Annotated in this window: 20 protein-coding genes; 15 read left to right on the top strand and 5 right to left on the bottom strand. The window is 70.4% G+C overall.

Going from position 1 to position 18674, the window contains the following annotated elements:
- Window positions 1–368: 368 nt before the first annotated feature.
- Together DEIPI_RS33000 and trxA are read left to right on the top strand one after the other, a co-directional pair.
- Complete coding sequence (locus tag DEIPI_RS33000; protein WP_052351855.1) at window positions 369–1934, top strand: multicopper oxidase family protein; 1566 nt, start codon at window positions 369–371, stop codon at window positions 1932–1934.
- A 188-nt stretch (window positions 1935–2122) separates the two neighbouring features.
- Complete coding sequence (gene trxA, locus DEIPI_RS0120125; protein WP_027482963.1) at window positions 2123–2449, top strand: thioredoxin; 327 nt, start codon at window positions 2123–2125, stop codon at window positions 2447–2449.
- 60 nt (window positions 2450–2509) lie between these two features.
- On the opposite strand, the gene DEIPI_RS0120120 is transcribed toward trxA, so the two are convergent.
- Window positions 2510–3094: a TetR/AcrR family transcriptional regulator gene (locus DEIPI_RS0120120; protein ID WP_027482962.1), complete on the bottom strand. Its 585-nt coding sequence runs from the start codon at window positions 3092–3094 to the stop codon at window positions 2510–2512.
- Between the two features lie 44 nt (window positions 3095–3138).
- On the opposite strand from DEIPI_RS0120120, the gene DEIPI_RS0120115 reads away from it, so the two are divergent.
- Together DEIPI_RS0120115 and DEIPI_RS0120110 are read left to right on the top strand one after the other, a co-directional pair.
- Window positions 3139–3675: a dihydrofolate reductase family protein gene (locus tag DEIPI_RS0120115; RefSeq protein WP_027482961.1), complete on the top strand. Its 537-nt coding sequence runs from the start codon at window positions 3139–3141 to the stop codon at window positions 3673–3675.
- 509 nt (window positions 3676–4184) lie between these two features.
- On the top strand, window positions 4185–4874 hold the full coding sequence (locus tag DEIPI_RS0120110) for a hypothetical protein (RefSeq protein WP_027482960.1): 690 nt from the start codon (window positions 4185–4187) through the stop codon (window positions 4872–4874).
- Between the two features lie 218 nt (window positions 4875–5092).
- Here DEIPI_RS0120110 and DEIPI_RS0120105 read toward each other — a convergent pair whose 3' ends face one another.
- Window positions 5093–5506, bottom strand: coding sequence for a COG1361 family protein (locus DEIPI_RS0120105; protein ID WP_169737165.1), 414 nt, complete (start codon window positions 5504–5506; stop codon window positions 5093–5095).
- Between the two features lie 270 nt (window positions 5507–5776).
- Window positions 5777–6238 (bottom strand): MarR family winged helix-turn-helix transcriptional regulator, encoded by a 462-nt coding sequence (locus tag DEIPI_RS0120100; RefSeq protein WP_027482958.1) that lies wholly within the window; start codon window positions 6236–6238, stop codon window positions 5777–5779.
- A 95-nt stretch (window positions 6239–6333) separates the two neighbouring features.
- Between DEIPI_RS0120100 and DEIPI_RS0120095 the strand changes: the two genes are divergently transcribed.
- The 3 genes from DEIPI_RS0120095 to DEIPI_RS0120085 all read left to right on the top strand — a co-directional run bounded on the left by DEIPI_RS0120095 (window position 6334) and on the right by DEIPI_RS0120085 (window position 7776).
- On the top strand, window positions 6334–6633 hold the full coding sequence (locus tag DEIPI_RS0120095) for a Rieske 2Fe-2S domain-containing protein (protein WP_027482957.1): 300 nt from the start codon (window positions 6334–6336) through the stop codon (window positions 6631–6633).
- A gap of 13 nt (window positions 6634–6646) precedes the next feature.
- Window positions 6647–7123 carry a DoxX family protein gene (locus tag DEIPI_RS32995; RefSeq protein WP_045234786.1) on the top strand — a complete coding sequence of 159 codons (477 nt, stop codon included), beginning with the start codon at window positions 6647–6649 and terminating at the stop codon, window positions 7121–7123.
- 119 nt (window positions 7124–7242) lie between these two features.
- Complete coding sequence (locus DEIPI_RS0120085; RefSeq protein WP_027482956.1) at window positions 7243–7776, top strand: DinB family protein; 534 nt, start codon at window positions 7243–7245, stop codon at window positions 7774–7776.
- Window positions 7777–8024: 248 nt separating this feature from the next.
- Here DEIPI_RS0120085 and DEIPI_RS0120075 read toward each other — a convergent pair whose 3' ends face one another.
- Both DEIPI_RS0120075 and DEIPI_RS38185 read right to left on the bottom strand, forming a co-directional pair.
- The gene (locus DEIPI_RS0120075) at window positions 8025–8297 is read right to left on the bottom strand and encodes a hypothetical protein (protein ID WP_027482955.1); all 273 of its coding nucleotides are present in this window, start codon (window positions 8295–8297) and stop codon (window positions 8025–8027) included.
- A gap of 246 nt (window positions 8298–8543) precedes the next feature.
- Entirely contained in the window at window positions 8544–8696 is a 153-nt protein-coding gene (locus tag DEIPI_RS38185; RefSeq protein ID WP_157463835.1) for a hypothetical protein, read from the bottom strand.
- A 772-nt stretch (window positions 8697–9468) separates the two neighbouring features.
- Between DEIPI_RS38185 and DEIPI_RS0120060 the strand changes: the two genes are divergently transcribed.
- From DEIPI_RS0120060 to DEIPI_RS32985, 8 genes are all read left to right on the top strand, one after another.
- Window positions 9469–10020: a hypothetical protein gene (locus DEIPI_RS0120060; RefSeq protein WP_027482954.1), complete on the top strand. Its 552-nt coding sequence runs from the start codon at window positions 9469–9471 to the stop codon at window positions 10018–10020.
- Between the two features lie 12 nt (window positions 10021–10032).
- Complete coding sequence (locus DEIPI_RS0120055; protein WP_027482953.1) at window positions 10033–10536, top strand: hypothetical protein; 504 nt, start codon at window positions 10033–10035, stop codon at window positions 10534–10536.
- 104 nt (window positions 10537–10640) lie between these two features.
- On the top strand, window positions 10641–11381 hold the full coding sequence (locus DEIPI_RS35815) for a fimbrial biogenesis chaperone (protein WP_027482952.1): 741 nt from the start codon (window positions 10641–10643) through the stop codon (window positions 11379–11381).
- The gene (locus DEIPI_RS0120045; RefSeq protein ID WP_027482951.1) at window positions 11378–13528 is read left to right on the top strand and encodes a fimbria/pilus outer membrane usher protein; all 2151 of its coding nucleotides are present in this window, start codon (window positions 11378–11380) and stop codon (window positions 13526–13528) included. Before DEIPI_RS35815 ends, DEIPI_RS0120045 begins: the two co-directional genes overlap by 4 nt.
- Window positions 13525–14001: a spore coat protein U domain-containing protein gene (locus DEIPI_RS0120040; protein WP_045234785.1), complete on the top strand. Its 477-nt coding sequence runs from the start codon at window positions 13525–13527 to the stop codon at window positions 13999–14001. The genes DEIPI_RS0120045 and DEIPI_RS0120040 overlap by 4 nt, the downstream gene beginning before the upstream one ends.
- Before the next feature lie 425 nt (window positions 14002–14426).
- Window positions 14427–17093: a DUF4062 domain-containing protein gene (locus DEIPI_RS41940; protein WP_157463833.1), complete on the top strand. Its 2667-nt coding sequence runs from the start codon at window positions 14427–14429 to the stop codon at window positions 17091–17093.
- Window positions 17094–17437: 344 nt separating this feature from the next.
- Window positions 17438–17881: a DoxX family protein gene (locus DEIPI_RS0120030; protein WP_027482948.1), complete on the top strand. Its 444-nt coding sequence runs from the start codon at window positions 17438–17440 to the stop codon at window positions 17879–17881.
- 105 nt (window positions 17882–17986) lie between these two features.
- On the top strand, window positions 17987–18674 hold a 688-nt coding region (locus DEIPI_RS32985; protein WP_045234784.1), incomplete at its 3' end, for an NAD(P)H-dependent flavin oxidoreductase.

Below are 18674 nucleotides of genomic sequence, written 5' to 3'. Positions count from 1 at the left end.
CCTTCGTCTCGAGCGCTGCTGTGTGGGTCGCGGCTCGGGCGAGGTGAGTTCATGCTGCAGGGGCGCGACCCCTAACCTATCCACCTGGGGTGGATAGGAGAAACATACTGGAAAATCCATCCCCTGGCAACCCCATGAGGGTCGAATATCACTGCCTTCTCTTGCAAACACCGCGCCCTGGCCTTACGATCGTTCCAGTATCCCCTACTGGGGGATAGATACGTCCCATCGTTCGGCGACCCGGCTCTCTCGCACAACACGCCTGCCAGGACACTCCGCACGCCCACCGAAGACCGCCTCATCCCTGATCCCCACCAGGGGCATACAGCGCCCACCGATCGTCCCCCACACTCTCGAAAGGAGCCGACATGATCCGACCGATCGCCCTCACCGCGCTGCTCACGCTCGCCCTCACGGCATGCACCGACCGCGGCGCCACCACCGACACCAGCCTCACGGAACCGTCCGATCTGAACGTCACCCACGAGCGCGGCGAGGCGCGCCTCACCCTCACGGCAAGGCGCACGCCCCTGACCCTCGCGGGACGCCGCGTCGACACGCAGGTCTACGACGGCCAGTTCCCCGGACCCGTCCTGCGCGTCAGGGAAGGCGAACCGACCCGCCTCACCCTCGACAACCAGCTCGACGAACCCACCACGCTCCACCTCCACGGCCTCCCCGTCAGCCCCCTCGTGGACAACCCCTGGCGCTCCGTCGCGCCCGGCAGGAGCGCCACCTACGCGTTCACCCTCCCCAAGGGAAGCGCGGGCACGTACTGGTACCACACCCACCAGCACGGCCGGAGCGACACCCAGCTGTTCGCGGGACTGGCGGGCGCCCTCGTCGTCACCGGAGACAGCGAGCCCGCCACGCTCCGCGACCTCGAGGAGCACGTCCTCGTGTTCAAGGACGCCCCCGGCCCGCAGCACGACCCGATGCTCGACATGAACGGACGCCAGGGCGACGTCCTCGTCAACGGTCAGAAGCCCGGCACGCTCGACGTCAGGAGCGGCCTCGTACGTCTGCGCCTCGTCAACGCGGGCAACGCCCGCTACTACAACCTCACGGCGGGCGAGCAGGCACTCGTCGTGATCGCCAGGGACGGTCACCCCCTCAAACGACCCCAGGACGTCACGCAGCTGCTGCTCGCCCCGGGAGAACGCGCGGACGTCCTCGTCCGCATGGACCAGCAGGCGCGCGTGACGCTCCGCGACGCCGGGTACGACCGCGGGACGCACGTCATGAGCGACGACACCGCGGGCCACGCCGACCACCAGGGCGCCGACGCGTCCCGACCCGCCACCGGCGGCGAGCACGACATGCACGAGATGCACGGGGGCCCGCAGACGCCTTCGGGGCAGGACGAGCACGTGCTCGTCACGATCCGCGCCCCCGAAGGTGTCCAGGGCCGCCCGTTCCCGCAACAACCCGCGTTCGAGACCCTCACGGTTCCCGGGGATGCGCCGGTCCGGCAGATCGTGTTCGACGAGCAGATGAACCCGACCCGGTTCTTCCTCAATGGCCGCGCCTTCGACATGGACCGGGTGGACCTGCACGCGAGCGAGGGCACCGTCGAGGTCTGGGAGCTCGTGAACCGGACCGCGATGGACCACCCGTTCCACCTGCACACCTACGCCGTGCAGGTCGTCGAGCGTGACGGCCGCGCCGTCGAGCCGGAGTGGAAGGACGTCGTGAACGTGCCCGCGCATGGTCGCGTGCGGATCGCCGTGCCGCTCAAGACCTTCACGGGCAGGACCGTCTTTCACTGCCACATCGCGGAACACGAGGAACGCGGCATGATGGGCACCCTGGAGGTTCACGCCGCGGGTGAGCCGTTGCCGGAGGCGGGCCACGCGGGCGAGGCGGCGCGACCGGTGGAGGCGGGTGCGGGCGACGCAGGGCACGGTGGGTACGGTGGGCACGGTGGGCATTGAGCAGGGGGGCGGCGCCGTCGCGTCCCCGCCCCGGATGTCAGACCCCTGTCACGGCCCGGGCCGTACGCTGCCTCCATGCCGAAGGTGTCGGGGAGCAGCCGCCGTGCTGAACGTCCTCTCGGGACGCGCGGCCGTGGCCCGTGGCCCGGCCCGGCCTCGGCTCCCAGGTGGAGCAGCAAGGAGACAGCATGAGTCAGATCGTTGAACTGTCGGACAGCAACTTCGCGGCGGAGACGGCCAGTGGGTACACGCTGGTCGACTTCACGGCCGAGTGGTGCGGACCGTGCCGCACCGTCGCGCCCATCGTGACGCAGCTCGCGTCGGAGCTCGAGGGGCGCGCGCGGGTCGCGAAGCTCGACGTGGACCGGAACCCGAGCGTCGCGATGAAGTACCGGGTCATGGGGATGCCGACCTTCATCCTCTTCCACGACGGGCGGCCGGTCGCGACGCTCGTCGGGGCGCACCCCAAGCGGGCGTTCGACGCGTTCGTCAAGCAGCACGTCGCGCTGGCCTGACGCGCGGCCGGGCGGTGTCGCCCCTATGGGCGGCGTCGTCTCGTGCCGTGCTCTTCGAAGTTACGCGCCCTTCGGGGCGCGTAGCTGCTGAAGTCCGAGCGTGAGGAGGCGGACGCCGTACCGCCAGTCGTCGTGGGCGACGTCGCTGCCGAGGATGTGGCCGTGGAGGTAGTCGACGAGGACGTGTCCTGCCCGGCGTGCGTCGGGCTCGTCGAGGGCGAGTGGGGCGGCGGCCTGCGCGAAGAGCGTGTCGAAGCGCCTGACGACGTGTTCCGCGTCGACTTTTCCGGCGGCGATGTCGAGGGTGAGGCCGGGGTACGCGCGGATGACGCGCAGGTAGTGGGCGGCGAGCGTCTCCACGCGGGCGGGGACGTCCTGCTCGTCGTCGAGGAGGTGGTCGTCGTCGAGGGGGGCGAAGGCGGCGCGGACGGCGGCGGCGACGAGGGCCGCCTTGTTGGGGTAGTGGTGGTAGATCGCCATGACGTCCGTGCCGAGGGTTCGGGCGAGGGCGCGCATGGTGAAGGCGTCGCGGTTCGTTTCGAGGTGGGTGAGGGCGGCGTCGAGGATGACGCGTTCGGTCAGGCCGCTGCCCCTCGCGGGCCGGCCGCGTCTTCGTGGGGTGGGCGCTTCGGGTGTCTCGTCCATGGGTGGTCCTCCAACATCGTATTTCTACAGTGTAGAATTATGGCATGTCGTCCCCGCCCGCGCTCCGCGTCAGTGTCTTCCTGGGCCTCAGCCTCGACGGCCACCTCGCCCGCGCAGATCACCGCCTCGACTGGCTCGACCTCGTCCGGACCGATCCCCCCGAGGACACCGGGTACACCGAACTGATGACGTCCGTCGACGTCCTTGTGATGGGCCGCCGCACCTACGACACCGCCCTCACCTTCGAATCGTGGCCCTTCACGGGCAAACGCGTCGTGGTCCTCACCCACCGCCCACTCTCCTCGCGGCACGGCGAGGAATCCGCTCGGGGCGACCTCGAAGGGCTGCTGCACCGCCTCGCGCGCGAAGGCTGCCGTCACGTCTACCTCGACGGCGGCGACGTCGTTCGCCAGGGCCTGCGGGCAGACGTCGTCACCGACCTGACGCTGTCGTGGGTGCCGACGGTGCTCGGCGCGGGCGTCGCCCTCTTCACGCCCGATCTGCCCGAACGGGCGTGGCGGCTCGTCCGGAGTCGGGCCTTCCCGAGCGGGCTGCTGCAGGCGACCTACGAGCCCAGGTGAGCGGCGGGCGGCGTGTGGTCGCCGCGCGGGACGCCCACGCAGGACACGCGCCACCGAATTCGATCGGTGGCGCGTGTCCTGCGGGCGGCGTGGCGGTGGACGCCCGACCCGGCGGTGTCAAGGGCGAGCGTGACGTTCACGGCGTCCGAGGCGGCAGGTGACGCAGACCCACACGCCGGGCCCATGGTTGGTCAGGGGGCGGTGGCATTGCGGGCAGGTCACGGTGACGGATCGCGGTTCGTACGGCATACGGTTCCTCTCCTCTCGCGTGAAGACGTTCTCGCTCGTGGTCAGGGTAGACCCCGGCACGTGACAACCGTCTGACCGACCCGGTCGGCGCTCACGGCCCCGTTTTCCGGCGGTTCGCGACCCGGAGGCGCCGCGTCCGCGTGTCTGGCGACGTCCACCTCGCGCATGACGCGGTCGGGGGGTGTCACGAGGGTGTCACCGCCCGGCGCGTACGTTGGCAGGGACGAGGACCGACCGTTTCTCTCTTGCAGGAGGACTTCATGACGACGAGTGCAACGACGCTGTTGGGGCCCGGCGTGCTCTGGACCGTGCCCGCGCCCTGGCTGAACGTGGAGGAGCGCTCGTGGGACGCGCGCCGTGCCCGCGCCACCCGGGCGCGAGCGCTTCCCTCGGTCCTCGCGCGTCTCGCCCGCGCTCAGGCGGCCGCCGGGCAGCAGGAAGCCGCGAAGCTCACCCTGCTCGAAGCGATCGGCCTGGCGTCCACGCTCGACCATCGCGACGGGGTCACGCTCGACGTGCTGCTCGAACTGGCCCGGGCGTCCGCGCTGCGGGGGCAGACGCGGGCCGCGGCGGACCTGCTGCGTGTCCTGTGGCGTGACGCGTACCCGCGCAAGCTGGGCGTGGCGCTGGAGGCCGCGACGATGCTCGCCGCACTTCACCCGGACGCGCGTGGGCTCACGTGGGCGACCGTCGCGCTGCACGCCGCGAGCGCAGCGAAGACGGACGAGGCGCGCAGGTGGGTGACGTTCGCGCAGGTCACCCTGGGAGACGTGTTCCTCGCGCTCGGGCTGCCCGAGCGGGCCGAGCGGGCGTACGCCAAGGCGCTGCGGTCCGTGGAGGCGGTCGAGACGCGCGGCCTGTGGGACATTCAGAGCGCGCTGGAACACGCGCGCGGCGCCATGATGAACATCCGTGGGACGCTCGGCACGCACGCTCCTCACCTCACCTGAGCACCCTGGGTGACACGTCCCGATCGACTCTGACGCCGCGCCACGCGGAGGTCGATCGGCGTTCGTCAGCCGGTGAGGTCCTTCTGTCGAGCCCCTGTCGGTGTCGAAGACACGCGGCGCCCGACCCGACGTCGCGTACCGTGAGGAACCGCCCCGCCCGACGATCATCGGCGACGGTCGGGTGGGTTACGACGAGGCCCTGAGTCGATAGCGACTCCTCAGGGACCGGATGGAACGTTGACGTGTAGTTCCGTCGTCCTGATGGTATCGCCGGCTCTTCCGGTGACCAGCAGCGGATACACGCCGGGCTCTACGTTCTCTCCGACGCTGATGGCGAGGGGCGTGACGCCCTGCACCTCGGCGAAAAACACGCCGGAGAGGTGGCTGCTGGTGGTCCCGAGCGCGGCACCTGTCAGTGAAAGCTCGACGTCTGCGTCCGTCCTCCCGGTGCGGCGCACCACCACGCTCGTGGCGACGTACCGACCCGGGGAGATGGTGAGGGTCGCGGGCTGAGCGTCGAGGGTGAAGGCGGTGGCCTCCTCGTGGGTGGGCGACGGGCCGCAAGCACCGAGCATTATCGCGCAGAGGGCCATGAGGGCGGACCGGGCAAGCGCCGCTGTTGCTGAAGTCATGTGAATCCTCCTGATCGCCCTGAGGACGTGCACGCACGATTCCTTTGGAGCGTCACGGGTCCGGCCGTTGCAGTCGTGCGAGGCGCGCCTGGTTGGTGTGTCGGGCTCGTCCAACCACCTCGGCCGGTCGACCGATGACAGGACGCTACCGGATCTATGGTGACCGTCCTCTGACACCGGGGACCGACGAAGGCGTTGCGGTACTCGCACTGGGGCAGAACGTTTTCTGAAGCTCAGCCTTGCGGTGGCGAGATGAGGAGTCGGCCGCGTTCAGGAGGCGTGGTGGTCGCCGGCGCTGACCCGGTTGAGGAGGTCGGTGAGGTGCCGCGCCTCGTCCGGCTGGAGGTGCCGGGCGAAGGCGTCCTGGATGCCCTGGGCGTAGACGGGCCAGGCGGCCTTGAGGGCGGCGCGGCCGGCGGGCGTGAGGGTGGCGTGGGTGCCGCGGCGGTCTATGGGATTGGTGTGTCGTTGGAGGTAGCCGAGGCGTTCGAGGCGGTCGACGAGTCGGGTGAGGCCGCTGCGGCTGAGGAGCACCCGGCGGGCGAGGTCGTTCATGCGGAGGTTGCCTTCGGGGGCGTTGTGGAGTTCGAGCAGGACGTCGTACTCGACGAGGGGGATGTGTTCGGTGGCGGTGAGTCTGGCTTCGATGCGTCCGACGGTGGTGGCGTGCGTGCGGAGGAGGGCTTTCCAGGCGTCGAGGTGAGCCGGGGGGAGTGGGGTGCGTGGGGTCATGGGTTCAGCGTAGCCCACAACTAGTTGCACAAGCAACAACTCTGTGATAGCTTTGTTGCAAGATCAACGGTTGCCAAGGCAACAAAGGAGAGACCATGAAAGTCACCCTCGCCCGCATCGCCGACATCCACGAAGACCGCGCCCTCGAAGTCGACTTCTTCGGCCGCAGCATCCTCCTCGTCAAAGCCGGAGACCGCATCAACGCCTTCGCCAACACCTGCACCCACGCCGCCGGACCCCTCCTCTTCGAGGACGGCCGCTTCCGCTGCGAGTGGCATGGCGCCACCTTCAACGCCAGAAGCGGCCAGCGCGAGGACGGCCCCGGCCCCTACCCCCTCATCCGCCTCCCCACCCGCGTCGAAGGCGACGACCTCGTCTACGTCTACGGCGAATAACACGGAGGACCCCATGCTCAAGACGCTGCTCCTGACCACCCCCTCCCTCACGCCCCTGCTGCTGCGCCTCGTCCTCGGCCTCGTCATCCTCCCCCACGGACTTCAGAAGGCCTTCGGCCTCTTCGGCGGCTTCGGCTTCACGGCCACCATGCAGTACTTCGGCAGCCTCCACATCCCCCCCGTGTTCGGACTGCTCGCCATCCTCGCCGAATCCGTCGGCGCGCTGATGCTCATCTTCGGCGCCGCCACCCGACTCGCCGCCCTCGGCGTCGGCGTCACCATGACCGTCGCCGCGCTCACCGTGCACCTCCCCAACGGCTTCTTCATGAACTGGTTCGGCCAGCAGAAGGGCGAAGGCCTCGAGTTCTTCCTGCTCGCCGTCACCATGTCCCTCGCCCTCGTCGCCAGGGGCGCCGGCGCCCTCTCCATCGACCGGTCGCTCACCGGCACCCGGAGCGCCGACGAGCTCCCCGCCTACCAGCGCGCCTGAAGACCCCGGAGTCGAGTCACGTACGCTGGGCTCACAGGCCATCCTGTGAGCCCACACCGCCGTCCCGCCGTCCCCCCGACCCACCCGCCTTCACCTGCGATTGGAAGGAGCACCGCCCGATGACGCACGACCCCATCCGGTACCCTCTCGGCACCCGCCCCACCCTCGCCCCGCACGAACGGCAACCGGACTTCCTCGCGCGCGCCGCGACGAGCATGGAAGCCACCACGCGAGCGTGGCGTGAGGCCGTCGAGCACCTGCCCGCCGCACGGCTCGGCCTCACCTACCGCCCCGGAGCGTTCACGGTGCGGGAACTCGCGCATCACACGGCGGACTCCCACCTGCACGGCCTGATCCGACTCAAGCACGGCCTGACCCTCGACCGCTTCACCATCCTTCCCTTCTCCCCTGACGACTGGGTCGCCCTGCCCACCTCACACCTGCCGGTCGAGACCGCGCTGAGGCTCCTCGAAGCGATGACCGCACACTGGGCGGTCCTGCTGAGGTCCGTTCGCCCCGACGACTTCAACCGCCTCATTCATCACCCCGACGAGGGTGCGCACGACCTCTGGCAGCTCGTCGCGAAGCACGAGTGGGTCGTCCGTCATCACCTCGCGCACGTGCGTCTCGCACTCCAGACTCCAGCCCGTTGACCCTTCGGCCTCGACTCGACGCCGCCCGGCGCAAGCGCGCCGCGGACGACATGACGCGCACGCCGTGCTCACGGCGAATTCCAAGGACGGCAGGAGTGCGTGGACGCCGTGGACGTCGTCGCCTCACAGTGGGACGCGGACGACGATCGTGACCCGGTCCATGCTCTGGACGCCGTCGACGCCCTGTGAGCGGGCTCCTTCACTTCGTCCGCGACGACTTCGGAGCACTCTCCCTCACCCGAGGAGGGTCAGGCCTGCAGCGGTCTCGCCGCGCCCCCACTGCGTGACATGATCAGTTCCGCCGCGAGCCGCGCTTCTGCGGCGACCTGCTCGTAGTCCTGCGCGGTGCTCGCCCCGTGCATGAACTGCTTGACCAGCGTGGCCGTCAGGGCGAGCACCAGGTCGTCGTCCGGGTAGCACGTGGACAGCATGAGGACGTCCATGACCGCCTGTCGAGCGTCGCGGTAGGCCCGCGAGAGCTCGTCCTGGTGTCCGCCGGGTTGCTTGTCGTCGAGCGGCATGTCCGAGTGTCGCAATTGCTCGTGTCGGCCGCCTTCCCGCTCGGTTGAGCGTTTCCTGACCCGACCCCCAGAGATGAACGGAATGTCCGCCGCGGCCCCGCGCCGCTCGGAACTCGCCCAGATCTGCCCGCGTGGCGGTCCGCCTCCGTTCTGCACCGGTGGGCGCCTTGAAGAGGCGGGGGTCCCTGCTCGCCGTGCCGGTCCTCGGTCCCGTCCGGATGCAGGGCAGGGCAGAATGCCGGGCGGTCAGGCCGCGCGTGGTGTCGAGCCGGCCTGCGGCGGGCGGTGCCCGAGGTCGAGGTTGCGGATCTGCTGGGACGCTTCGCGAAGGGAGATGTGGCCGCGTTCGTAGGCGAGGAGGATCTGCTCGCGCGCGTCGAGGTACTGAGCTCGGGTCATGCGCTCAGGCTACGTGGAGATGTGTGAAGGACTCGTGATCGCGGGCGGTCGGGGGGAGGCGGGGGGCATCGATCCTCGCTCGAGTACTGGCAGGAACCGCGCGCCGCATGTGCGGCCTGTGTCTGGAGACGCGTGTGGCACACTCACGAGGTGCGTGACCGGGTCGTCCTCGACGTGCCGATCCTGCTGCTCTTCGCGGGCGCGGGCCTGGTGCTCGTCGGCCTGATCGGCCTCCCGTGAAGAAGACGCTCCCGGCGATGGCCGGGAGCGCCTCGTGTCGTCTGGCCCGAGGGGCCGCGAGGCCCGTTGTTGACGCCCACACGTAGCGCCGCCACCTCGTTCTTCGACCGTACACCACGCGTCGCACGTGCGCCGCGTGCGTGAACGCAGTCTGAACGTCGCGAAGGCGTGCGCTGGCGGCTGACGGGCCGTGACTCGTTGGGTTCTACCTCTCACAGGGAGGTCTGTGAGGTCTTCACGTGATGCCGCCGCGCCTTCGGTGAGGTCGGCGGTGTCGTCGGGCGACACGCCGATCCGGGCTCGCGGATTGTTCAGAGCGACTTGCGGTCGGTGGGGTCGCCTGGAGGTGAGGCAGGTTCTGAAGCGCTTCATCGCGTAAAGTGCATTTAACACATTGTTAAAAACTCTATGTAGAATGGATGAGGAAATTTTGAGTTTCGGGCCTCCCCAAGCTCCCGACTCACGATCCACCCCACGCGGACGCGACTGCACACCAGCCGTCCGCGAAGGGCCACCACGCACCGGAGGTGCAATGAAAAGACACGCCATCACCCTCCTCCTCATCGCCATGACCGCGACCCCCGCCCTCGCCGTCGAAACCCTCGAAGGTCCCGGCAGCGCCCAGAGCAACGTGACCGTCAAGACCAAGATCGGCTCCGCCTGCATCATGAGCGTCAACGGTCCCGTCAACCTCACCCCCACGCTGTACTGGACGAGCACCACCGACGCGACCGGCACCGCCCAGGTCAACGTCCGGTGCAACGAGGGCACCCAGTTCAAGCTCAGCGCTCCTCCCAGCGCCACGCTCCAGAACGGCGAGGCCAGCATCAAGGCCGACATCACCGGCGGCACGAACGGCATCGTCACCGCGAGCACCAGCAACGGCGCCTCCACCACCACCGGGCAGACCTACAACTTCAACGTGACCGTCGCTGCCACGCAGCTCAGCGCGTCCAACCCCGTCGGAGCGTACGGCGGCACCGCCACCGTCACCCTCGAACTCGTCGGCCCCGCCGAGCCGACCGACGACAACTGCGAGCTCTTCGGTCCCATCGTCACCCCCCTCTCCCGCACCGCCCAGTAACCCAGGAGCACCATGCGAAACCTCAGCCTGATCACCCTGCTCGCCGGCACCCTCGGCGTCGCCTCCGCCCAGTCCACCGTCACCGGCCCCGGCACGACGACCGCCAACGTCACCATCAACGCCAAGGTCGGCCCCGCCTGCGAGCTCCAAACCGTCACGGACAAGGTCACCCTCAGCCCCACCCTGTACTGGACCAACACCACCGACGCGACCGGCAGCTTCGACGTCAACGTCAAGTGCAACGTCGGCACCCCCTTCAACCTCAAGGTGCCCGCCACCGTCGCCCTCAACAACGGCCTCGCCAGCATCAACGCGACGCTGACCGGCACGGTGCTGAACGTCATCGCCAGCACCGAGGGCGACAACGGCGCCGCCAGCAGCGACGGCCAGCTCTACCCGATCGACATCACCGTCGCGCACGGCGCGGTCACGCAGAGCCAGCCGACCGGTCTGTACCAGGGCACCGCCACCGTCACCCTGGAGATCCTCGCGCCCATCGCGCCCCCGCTGCCCTGACCGTACCCGCGACACCCGGGGGCGCCCAGATTGGGCGCCCCTCCCACGCCCCTCCCTTTCGGTCCACCTCAACACGAGAACCACAACGACCCCACGGAGCGCTCATGTCCCTGTTCAACGTACCCACCCTCACCCGCACCCTGATCCGCGCCACCCTCGCGGCGCTCCTGCTCGGCACCGCCGACGCCGCGACCTCCCTGCAGTTCAGCCCCACCTCCCTGCAGCTGCGCGGCAGTCAGACCAGCACCCTCGTCACCATCCGCAACGTCAGCACCCAGACCGCCACGTTCAGCACGGAACTCCTGCGCTGGAGGCAGGACGGACAGGACCAGTACGCCGCCACGCGTGACTTCATCGTCAACCCTGCCCGGTTCACGCTCGCGCCCGGCCAGGAGCAGACCGTGCGTCTCGCGCGGCGCGGCGCGCCCACCACCGAGGAACGCGCCTACCGCCTGTACGTGCAGGAACTGCCCGCCACCGCCACCGGGGAAAGCGCGGAGGGAACCGTCGCGCAGGTCACGACGCTCTACCGCGTCGGCCTGCCGCTGTTCGTCACGCTCGGCACACCGAACGTCGGCACGACCGAGGTGACCTTCACGGTCGACCCCACGAGCGACGGGCAGCGCGTCACGGTCCGCAACACCAACAACCGCTACACCCTCGTCCGTGACCTGCAGTTCACGCTCGGTGAGGTCCGCACGGCGCCCACGGCGTTCAACCTGCTCGCCGGCGGCGCGCTCACCTTCACCTTGCCGAACGTGCCCGGCGTCCGCACGGCCGACGTCAGCGCGAAAGTCGGCGCGAGCGACGAAACCCGCCGCCTCACGATCGAGCTGCGCCCTTGAACCGGCCCGCCCTCCCCTCCCGCGTCGGCTCGGCCCACCTGGTCCTGCTGCTCGCCCTCACCCTCGGCGCGGCAGGCGCCGAGGGTGAGGGCGGCGCGGTCGCCACGCTGCCCGCCGCGACGCAGAGCGTGCCCTGCACGGTCACGCCGCTGCTGCTTCAGGTCACGATCGGCAACACGGACCGTGGCGTGCACGTCGCGTACCAGACGCCGAACGGTCTGTGGCTCGCGAGTGCCGCGTTCCAGGCGTCCGAGGTGGGCTACCTGAGCGTCCGCGCCACCTGTGACGGGGACACCTTCGTCCTGCTCCGCCCCGAAGTGACCTTCACGCTCGATCCGCGCGCGCTGACCGTCCGGATCGACCAGAACCTCGCGCTGCTCCCCACCACCACGCTCCAGGTGACGGACGGCCCGCCGGACCTGTCGAGCGCCCTGCCTCTGGTGCGCTTCACGTACGACGTGCGGGGGGGCCTCAACGTCACGAACCCCGCGACGAGCGCCCGGGAGCAGACGCAGTTCAAGCTGGAGTACGCGCAGGGACCGTACCGCCTCGACGCCGCGCACGCGCAGGCGTACGCCTCGGGCCGCTTCACGCGGTGGTGGGCGCTCGGCGCGGACGCCCGGCTCAATCCCGCCGTGACCGCCGGGCTCTTCGCGACCGGCGCGGACACCACCACCTTCGGTGTTCGCGCGAGCGTCAACGGCTACGCCCTCGCCGAACTGCCCGCCTTCGAGGTGACCCTCGCGTCCGACGCGGACATCGAGGTCCGTCTCAACAACGTCACCGTCCGGACGTTCCGCGCCCCGGCGGGACGCGTGCTCATCCAGGGCCTGCGTCCCGGCCAGGCGCGCGGCACGGTGGAGGTCCGCTGGCGCGAGGGGGACACCGCGCGCGGCGTCACCCGCCCCTACGACCTCGCGAGCGTGTACGGCGCGGGAAGTTACGCCGCGAATGGAGCCGTGGGCTGGACGGTCGGGCGCGGCGTCAACGTGGACGCGACGGCGACGCTGCTGCTCGACGCTCGCGCGGGCGTCAGCGCGGACGTGCGCAGCGTCGGCGGGCAGGGCCGCGCCAACCTGCTCGGCACGTACGCCACGGGACCCGTCTCGTTCGGGCTGGGCGGCTCGCTCGACTGGACGGCGCCCGAACTTCGAAGCGCCGTTCAGGGGCAGGTGTCGTGGCTGAGTCCGCTCGGCACGCTCGGCCTGTTCGGCACCCTCGCACCCGGACGACCCGAGACGAGCGGCGTCGGCGTGAACGTCGCGCTGGGGCAAGGCCCCTGGAACGTCCTCGGGCAGGTGGGCGTGAACGCGCAGCGCTCCACGTCGGTGGGCGCGAGCGTCAGTTACCACCCGACGTCCCGCGGCACCACCACCCTCTCGGCAGAAGCTCGCGGGGGCCGCGTGATCGTCGCGCTCTCCGGACGGTACCTCCCGACGGACTCCAGCGTCCTCGACGTGCGGCTCAGCCCGAACGTGCCGTCACGCGTGGCGTTCACCAACCACATCGGCCCGGAGACCGTCAGCGTCGCGTACGACGGCGTGCAGGGCGGCGTGATCGGTTATGGGTACGATGGGCCCGCGCGGATCGGTGCGACTTTCGGTACTTCTGGAAACTTCACGGCCGGCGTGAGCGGCAGCCTCGCCTGGGTGGGCGGGACCCTCGGCAACACCGGTGACCGGGTGGGCGCGACGTTGCTGCTGCACCTCGGCGTGCCCGGCGTGACCGTCACCGCGGCCGGGCAGCGGGCCACCTCGGACGCGCAGGGCGACGTCATCCTGACGGGCCTGCCGAGCCGTGTGCCGCTGCAGGTCAGCGTCGACCTCGACGAACTCCCCATCGAGATCGGTCTGCAGAGCACCAGCGTCAAGGTCAACCTGTCCGACGCGGGCGTGCAGACCTACGACTGGCGAGGCAACTTCACCCGATCCACGTGGTGGCAGCTCCGCTGGACGGCCACGGAACCGGCCGCGCTCGCGGTGCTGGACCTGCCGGACGGTCAGCAGGTCCTCGCGGACGAGACGGGCCGAGTCCTCCTTCCACCCCTCACGAACCTCGCGGGCGCCACGATACGTGACGAGGCGTCCACGAGGACCTGCGCGGTCAGCGCGGATCCCACTCCAGGAGTACTCTCGTGCGTTCAATGATGCTGCTCGCCCTGCTGTCTTTCGCTTCGTCCGCGCTCGCGCAGGGCGCCTCCTGCACCCTGACCGGGAGGAACGTCGGCGTGGGCGCCTACACCTGGACGGGTCCCGCGAGCAGTGCTGGCGTGGCGGCCGAGGTGGCGTGCGACCTGCCGTCGGGGACGAGCGTGTCCTTCCGGGTGGGAATCGACATGCTGGACCGACGAGCGGACGGACGGCGGCTGCTGCGTCCGCTCACGCCGGGAACGCCACTCACGTACGACCTCGGTCTGCTCGACGGAGGGACGCGCTTGCCGTGGGGTGACGGGACGGGTGGGACGGTGACGTTCAACCGGACGCATACCAGTGGGGAGGGCGGGTTGCGGTCGTCGTTCGATGGCGTGAACGTGATGCTGGAGGTGCCGGCCGGGCAGATGGTTCGTGCCGACACGTACACGGACACGGTCACGATCACCCTGGAGATGCTGGCGCCGTGAGGAGCGCGGCTCGTCACCTGACGCGGTGACGCGGCGAAGACGCCGAGCTGATCCTTGTGGAACCCCGGGAAGGTCACAGGTCACGGCGGACCGATCGTTGCTCACGGAGCTTCGCGAACCCAGGGCGACGTGTCTTTTCGGGCGCGTCGCCCGCCCGCACGAGACGCCGGCGTTCCGGGTCGGGCACGGGCGCGTCGCAGGCATGCCCGCCGCCGCGCCTCACCGCCGATCGACCCATGATCCCGCTTCACCGGTCACGTCGTGACGGGCGCTTCGAGTGATCCCGGAGGTTCGGCTGCACGGATCGTGGCGCGCGGTGGCCTCGCCTGGGAGGTGTCGGGGCCGGGCGTCCTGTGCCTGGGGCCTCCCTCCTCGCCTACACTGAGCTATCCTCCCTCCCCACCGGTTTCGTCGTGGAGGTCCGCATGTCCGAGGGTTCGTCCGTGCCGCCGCGCATTCGTACGCCGGATCAGAAGTTGCGGGTGTTCGTCAGTTCGACCTTGCAGGAACTGGCCGAGGAACGTGCCGCGGCCCGCGCCGCGATCGAGCGGTTACGGCTCAGTCCCGTCATGTTCGAGCTGGGCGCGCGACCGCACCCGCCTCGCGCGCTGTACCGGGCGTACCTGGAGCAGAGTGACGTGTTCGTCGGCATCTACTGGGAGCGGTACGGGTGGGTCGCGCCCGGCGAGGACGTCTCGGGGCTCGAGGACGAGTACCGACTCTCCGGCGATCGTCCGAAGCTGCTGTACATCAAGGCACCCGCGCCGGGCCGTGAGGCCCGGCTGTCGGCCTTGATCGCGCGGATCCAGGGGGAGGACGCGGCGTCGTACCGTCCGTTCGGGTCGCCGCGGGAGTTGCGGGCCCTGCTGGAGGACGACCTGGCGGTGCTGCTGACCGAACGGTTCGACGCGTCGAGGAGCGCGCCCGTGGTGACGCCCGCGTCGGTTCCGGCAGGAATGGGGACGGGGACGCTCGCGCCGCCCCTGCCGTTGCCGGTCCCGCCGACCCCGCTGGTGGGTCGCGAGCGGGAGGTCACGGACGTGCTGGCGCTCCTGGGGCGTGAGGACGTGCGGCTGCTGACGCTGCTGGGGCCGGGCGGCATCGGCAAGACGCGCGTGGCGCTGGAGGTGGCGGCGCGCGCCCGCGCGGCGGGTCGGCGGGTGGATTTCGTGGATCTGTCGCAGGTGCGTGACGCCGCCCTCGTCCCGGGGGTGGTGGCGCGCGCGTTCGGGTTGCAGTCCTCCGTGCCGCCTGTGGAGGCGTTGAGGCTGGCGCTTGCGGGGCAGGCGCCGCTGCTGGTCCTGGACAACTTCGAGCAGGTCGTGGACGCGGCGGCGTTCGTGGCGTCGCTGCTGGAGGTGACGCCGCACGTGAAGGTGCTGGTGAGCAGCCGCGCCGCGCTGCACCTGGCCGGGGAGCATGAGGTGGTGCTCCCACCGCTGTCCCTGCCGCGGGAGGGCAGCGGTCGGGCGGCGCTGGAGCGGATCGCGCGGTCGGAGGCGGTGGAGTTGTTCGTGCAGCGGGCGCGGGCCGTGAAGCCGAACTTCGAGCTGACCCTGGAGAACGCGCTGGTGGTGATGGAGATCGTGTCGCGTCTCGATGGCGTGCCGCTCGCGATCGAGCTGGCGGCGGCGCGGGTGAAGCTGCTGCCTCCGGCGGCGCTGCTGGAGAGATTGCAGTCGGCGCTGGACCTGGGCGGCGCGCGGGACCTTCCGGCGCGGCAGCGGACCCTGCGGAGCACGCTGGACTGGAGCTACGCGCTGCTCGGTCCGGCGGAGCAGGTGCTGCTGGCGCGCCTGGGGGTGTTCGAGGGCAGCGCGAGCCTGGAGGCGATCGAGGCGGTGTGCGGCGCGGGTGCGGATGGGTTGCTCTCGGCGCTGGAGGGGCTGGTGGAGCGGAGTCTGCTGCGGCAGGCGGATGAGCAGGACGAGGCGAGGTTCGCGCTGCTGACGAGCGTGCGGGAGTACGCCTGGGAGAAGCTGGCCGCGTCGGATACGCTCGAAGACGCGGTGGCGCGGCACGCGGAGTTCTTCCTGGGGTGGGTGGAGCGGCTGGTGCCGGAGCAGTTCGGGGAGCGGCAGGAGGAGGTGTTCGCGCGTCTCGATCGTGATCGGTTCAACCTGTGGGGTGCGGCGCGGCGGTCGCTGGAGCGGGGCCGGGCGGAGGTGACGGTGCGGCTGCTCTGGGCCGCGCAGATGTACCTGATGGTGCGTGGTGAGATGAGCGCCGTGCGGACGCTGATGCAGCGCGTGACCTCGGGGCAGGGCCTGTCGCCCTTGTGGGCGGCGCGGGCGCTGACGCTCGGGGGGTCCATGTCGATGGTGCTGGGTGGGGACGACCGCACGACCGCGCAGCTGGAGGAGGCGCTCGCGTCCATGCGCGCCCTCGGGGACGAGGAGGGTGAGGAACGGACGCTCCTGCCGCTGGGGATGAGCTACGCGTACAGGCGTCCCCCGGACGAGCGGGCGGGGGTGACGCTTGAAGCGGCGCTCGCGCGGGCCCGGGCGCGGAGCGACTCGTGGATGGTGACGGTGACGCTCGGGCAGATCGGGTTGTACCGCGCGGCGCGGGGGGACATGGCGGGCGCGATGAAGGCGTTCGGGGAGGCGTACGACGTGGCGAGTTCAGGGCACGTGACGATGCCGCTGGTGACGTCGCTGCTTCCGCTGGCGTTCGGGGTGCTGTCGAGCGGGGATCTCGGGGCGGCGGGCGCGCATCTGCGTGAAGCGCTGGAGCGGGCGTTGTCGCTGGGGTACCGGGATGGGGTGGCGTGGGCGCTGGAGGGCACCGCGGTGCTGGCGGTGCGCTTGAAGCGCGACGAGGACGCGGCGCGGCTGCTGGGGGCGGCGGCGGCGTTCCGGCGTGCGTTCGGTTCGATGATGTGGGCGTCGACCAGCGCGCTGGGGGAGCCGTACCTGCGGGAGTTGCGTGAGCGGTTCGGGGCGGAGGCGGCGGCGCGGGTGGAGCGTGAGGGTGAGGCGCTCGGGACGGAGGAGGCGGTGGCGCTCGCGAGGAAGGTGCTCGGGCGGGCCGATGAGGTGCGGACGTCGGAGGTGAGCGGTGGGGCGTCCGAGCGGTCCGCGTCGTCGTGACGGTGGGTACGCACGCGGTGCCCGTCACGCCGGGTCGGAGTCGCCGAACTCGCGTGGGGGCGCCGCACCGGTCGCTGCTCGGTCCGCCGGCGACGGCACGTCGACGCGGCGCGTCGGCCTCACTTGAGTCGGCGCCCTGTCCGGCATCGTCTCGCTTGCGGGCGGCGCCTTTCACGTGCTGGTGCTGATGGCTCGGAGGCGCGGGTGGTCTTCTGTCGATCGTGAACCTGCCGTTTCCCCAGCGGGTAGTTGCACATGCAACTAAAGTCTGCTACTTTAGTTGCGTAGGCAATGGTTGCTTGTGCAATCAAGTTTCCGCCCGTTCACACCCCGGAGGCAACACCATGGACACCCTCTTCAGCACCCCCAGCGACCCCACCACCGCCATCATCCTGCTCATCCTCCGCGTCACCCTCGGCGTCGTCATCTTCCCCCACGGCGCCCAGAAGCTCCTCGGCTGGTACGGCGGCTTCGGCTACAAAGGCACCATGGGCTTCTTCACCCAGACGATGCACATCCCCTACCTCTTCGGCCTGCTCGCCATCGTCGCCGAGTTCTTCGGCGCCATCGCCCTCATCCTCGGCGTCTTCACCAAACTCGCCGCGCTCGGCATCGGCGTCACCATGGCCGTCGCCGCCTGGACCAGCCACCGCCAGCACGGCTTCTTCATGAACTGGTTCGGCCAGCAGAAAGGCGAAGGCCTCGAATTCTTCCTGCTCACCATCGGCATCGCCGCCGCCCTCACCCTCCTCGGCGCCGGAAGCCTCTCCATCGACGCGCTCTTCTGACCCGCCCCACACCTCACCCCAGGACGCCCGCGCGGACCGCGCGGGCGTCCTCGCGCCGTCCACCTCGCCCGCCCACACCCCCGCGCCGCGACCTACCATGCGGACATGCTGGACCTGCCCTACGCGCTCGGCCTCACCGCACCCGTCCTGCAGGCGCCCATGGCCGGATCGCAGGACCACCGACTCGCCGTGAGCGCCGCCAGCGCGGGCGCACTCGGCGCCCTACCCGCCGCCACCCTCGACCCCGCGGGCCTCGAACACGAACTGCGCGCCTTTCACGCGCTCAGCGCGGCACCCCTCAACGTCAACTTCTTCTGTCACCCCATGCCGACGCCCGACCCCCACAGGGAAGCCGCGTGGCGCGAGACGCTCCGACCGTACTACGAGGAGTTCGGCCTGCCCCTGGAGCCGCGCGCCGGTCCGCTGCGCCGACCCTTCGATCACGACGCGGCCGACGTCCTCGAAGCCTTCCGTCCCGCCGTGGTGAGCTTCCACTTCGGCCTGCCCGCCCTCGACCTGCTCGACCGGGTGAAACGCTGGGGCGCGCTCGTGCTGTCGAGCGCCACGACCGTCGACGAGGCACGCTACCTCGAAGCGCGCGGAGTGGACGTCGTGATCGCGCAGGGCGTGGAGGCCGGTGGGCACCGCGGAATGTTCCTCGATGACGATCCCGGCACGCAGGTGGGGACGTTCGCGCTCCTCCCGCAGGTCACGCGAACCGTATCGGTCCCGGTGATCGCGGCGGGCGGCGTCGCGGACGCGCGCGGCGTGCGCGCCGCGCGACTGCTGGGCG

The organism is Deinococcus pimensis DSM 21231, from assembly GCF_000519345.1.
GTDB classification, from domain to species: Bacteria; Deinococcota; Deinococci; order Deinococcales; family Deinococcaceae; genus Deinococcus_A; species Deinococcus_A pimensis.
This window is presented reverse-complemented; position numbering and strand designations above follow the sequence as displayed.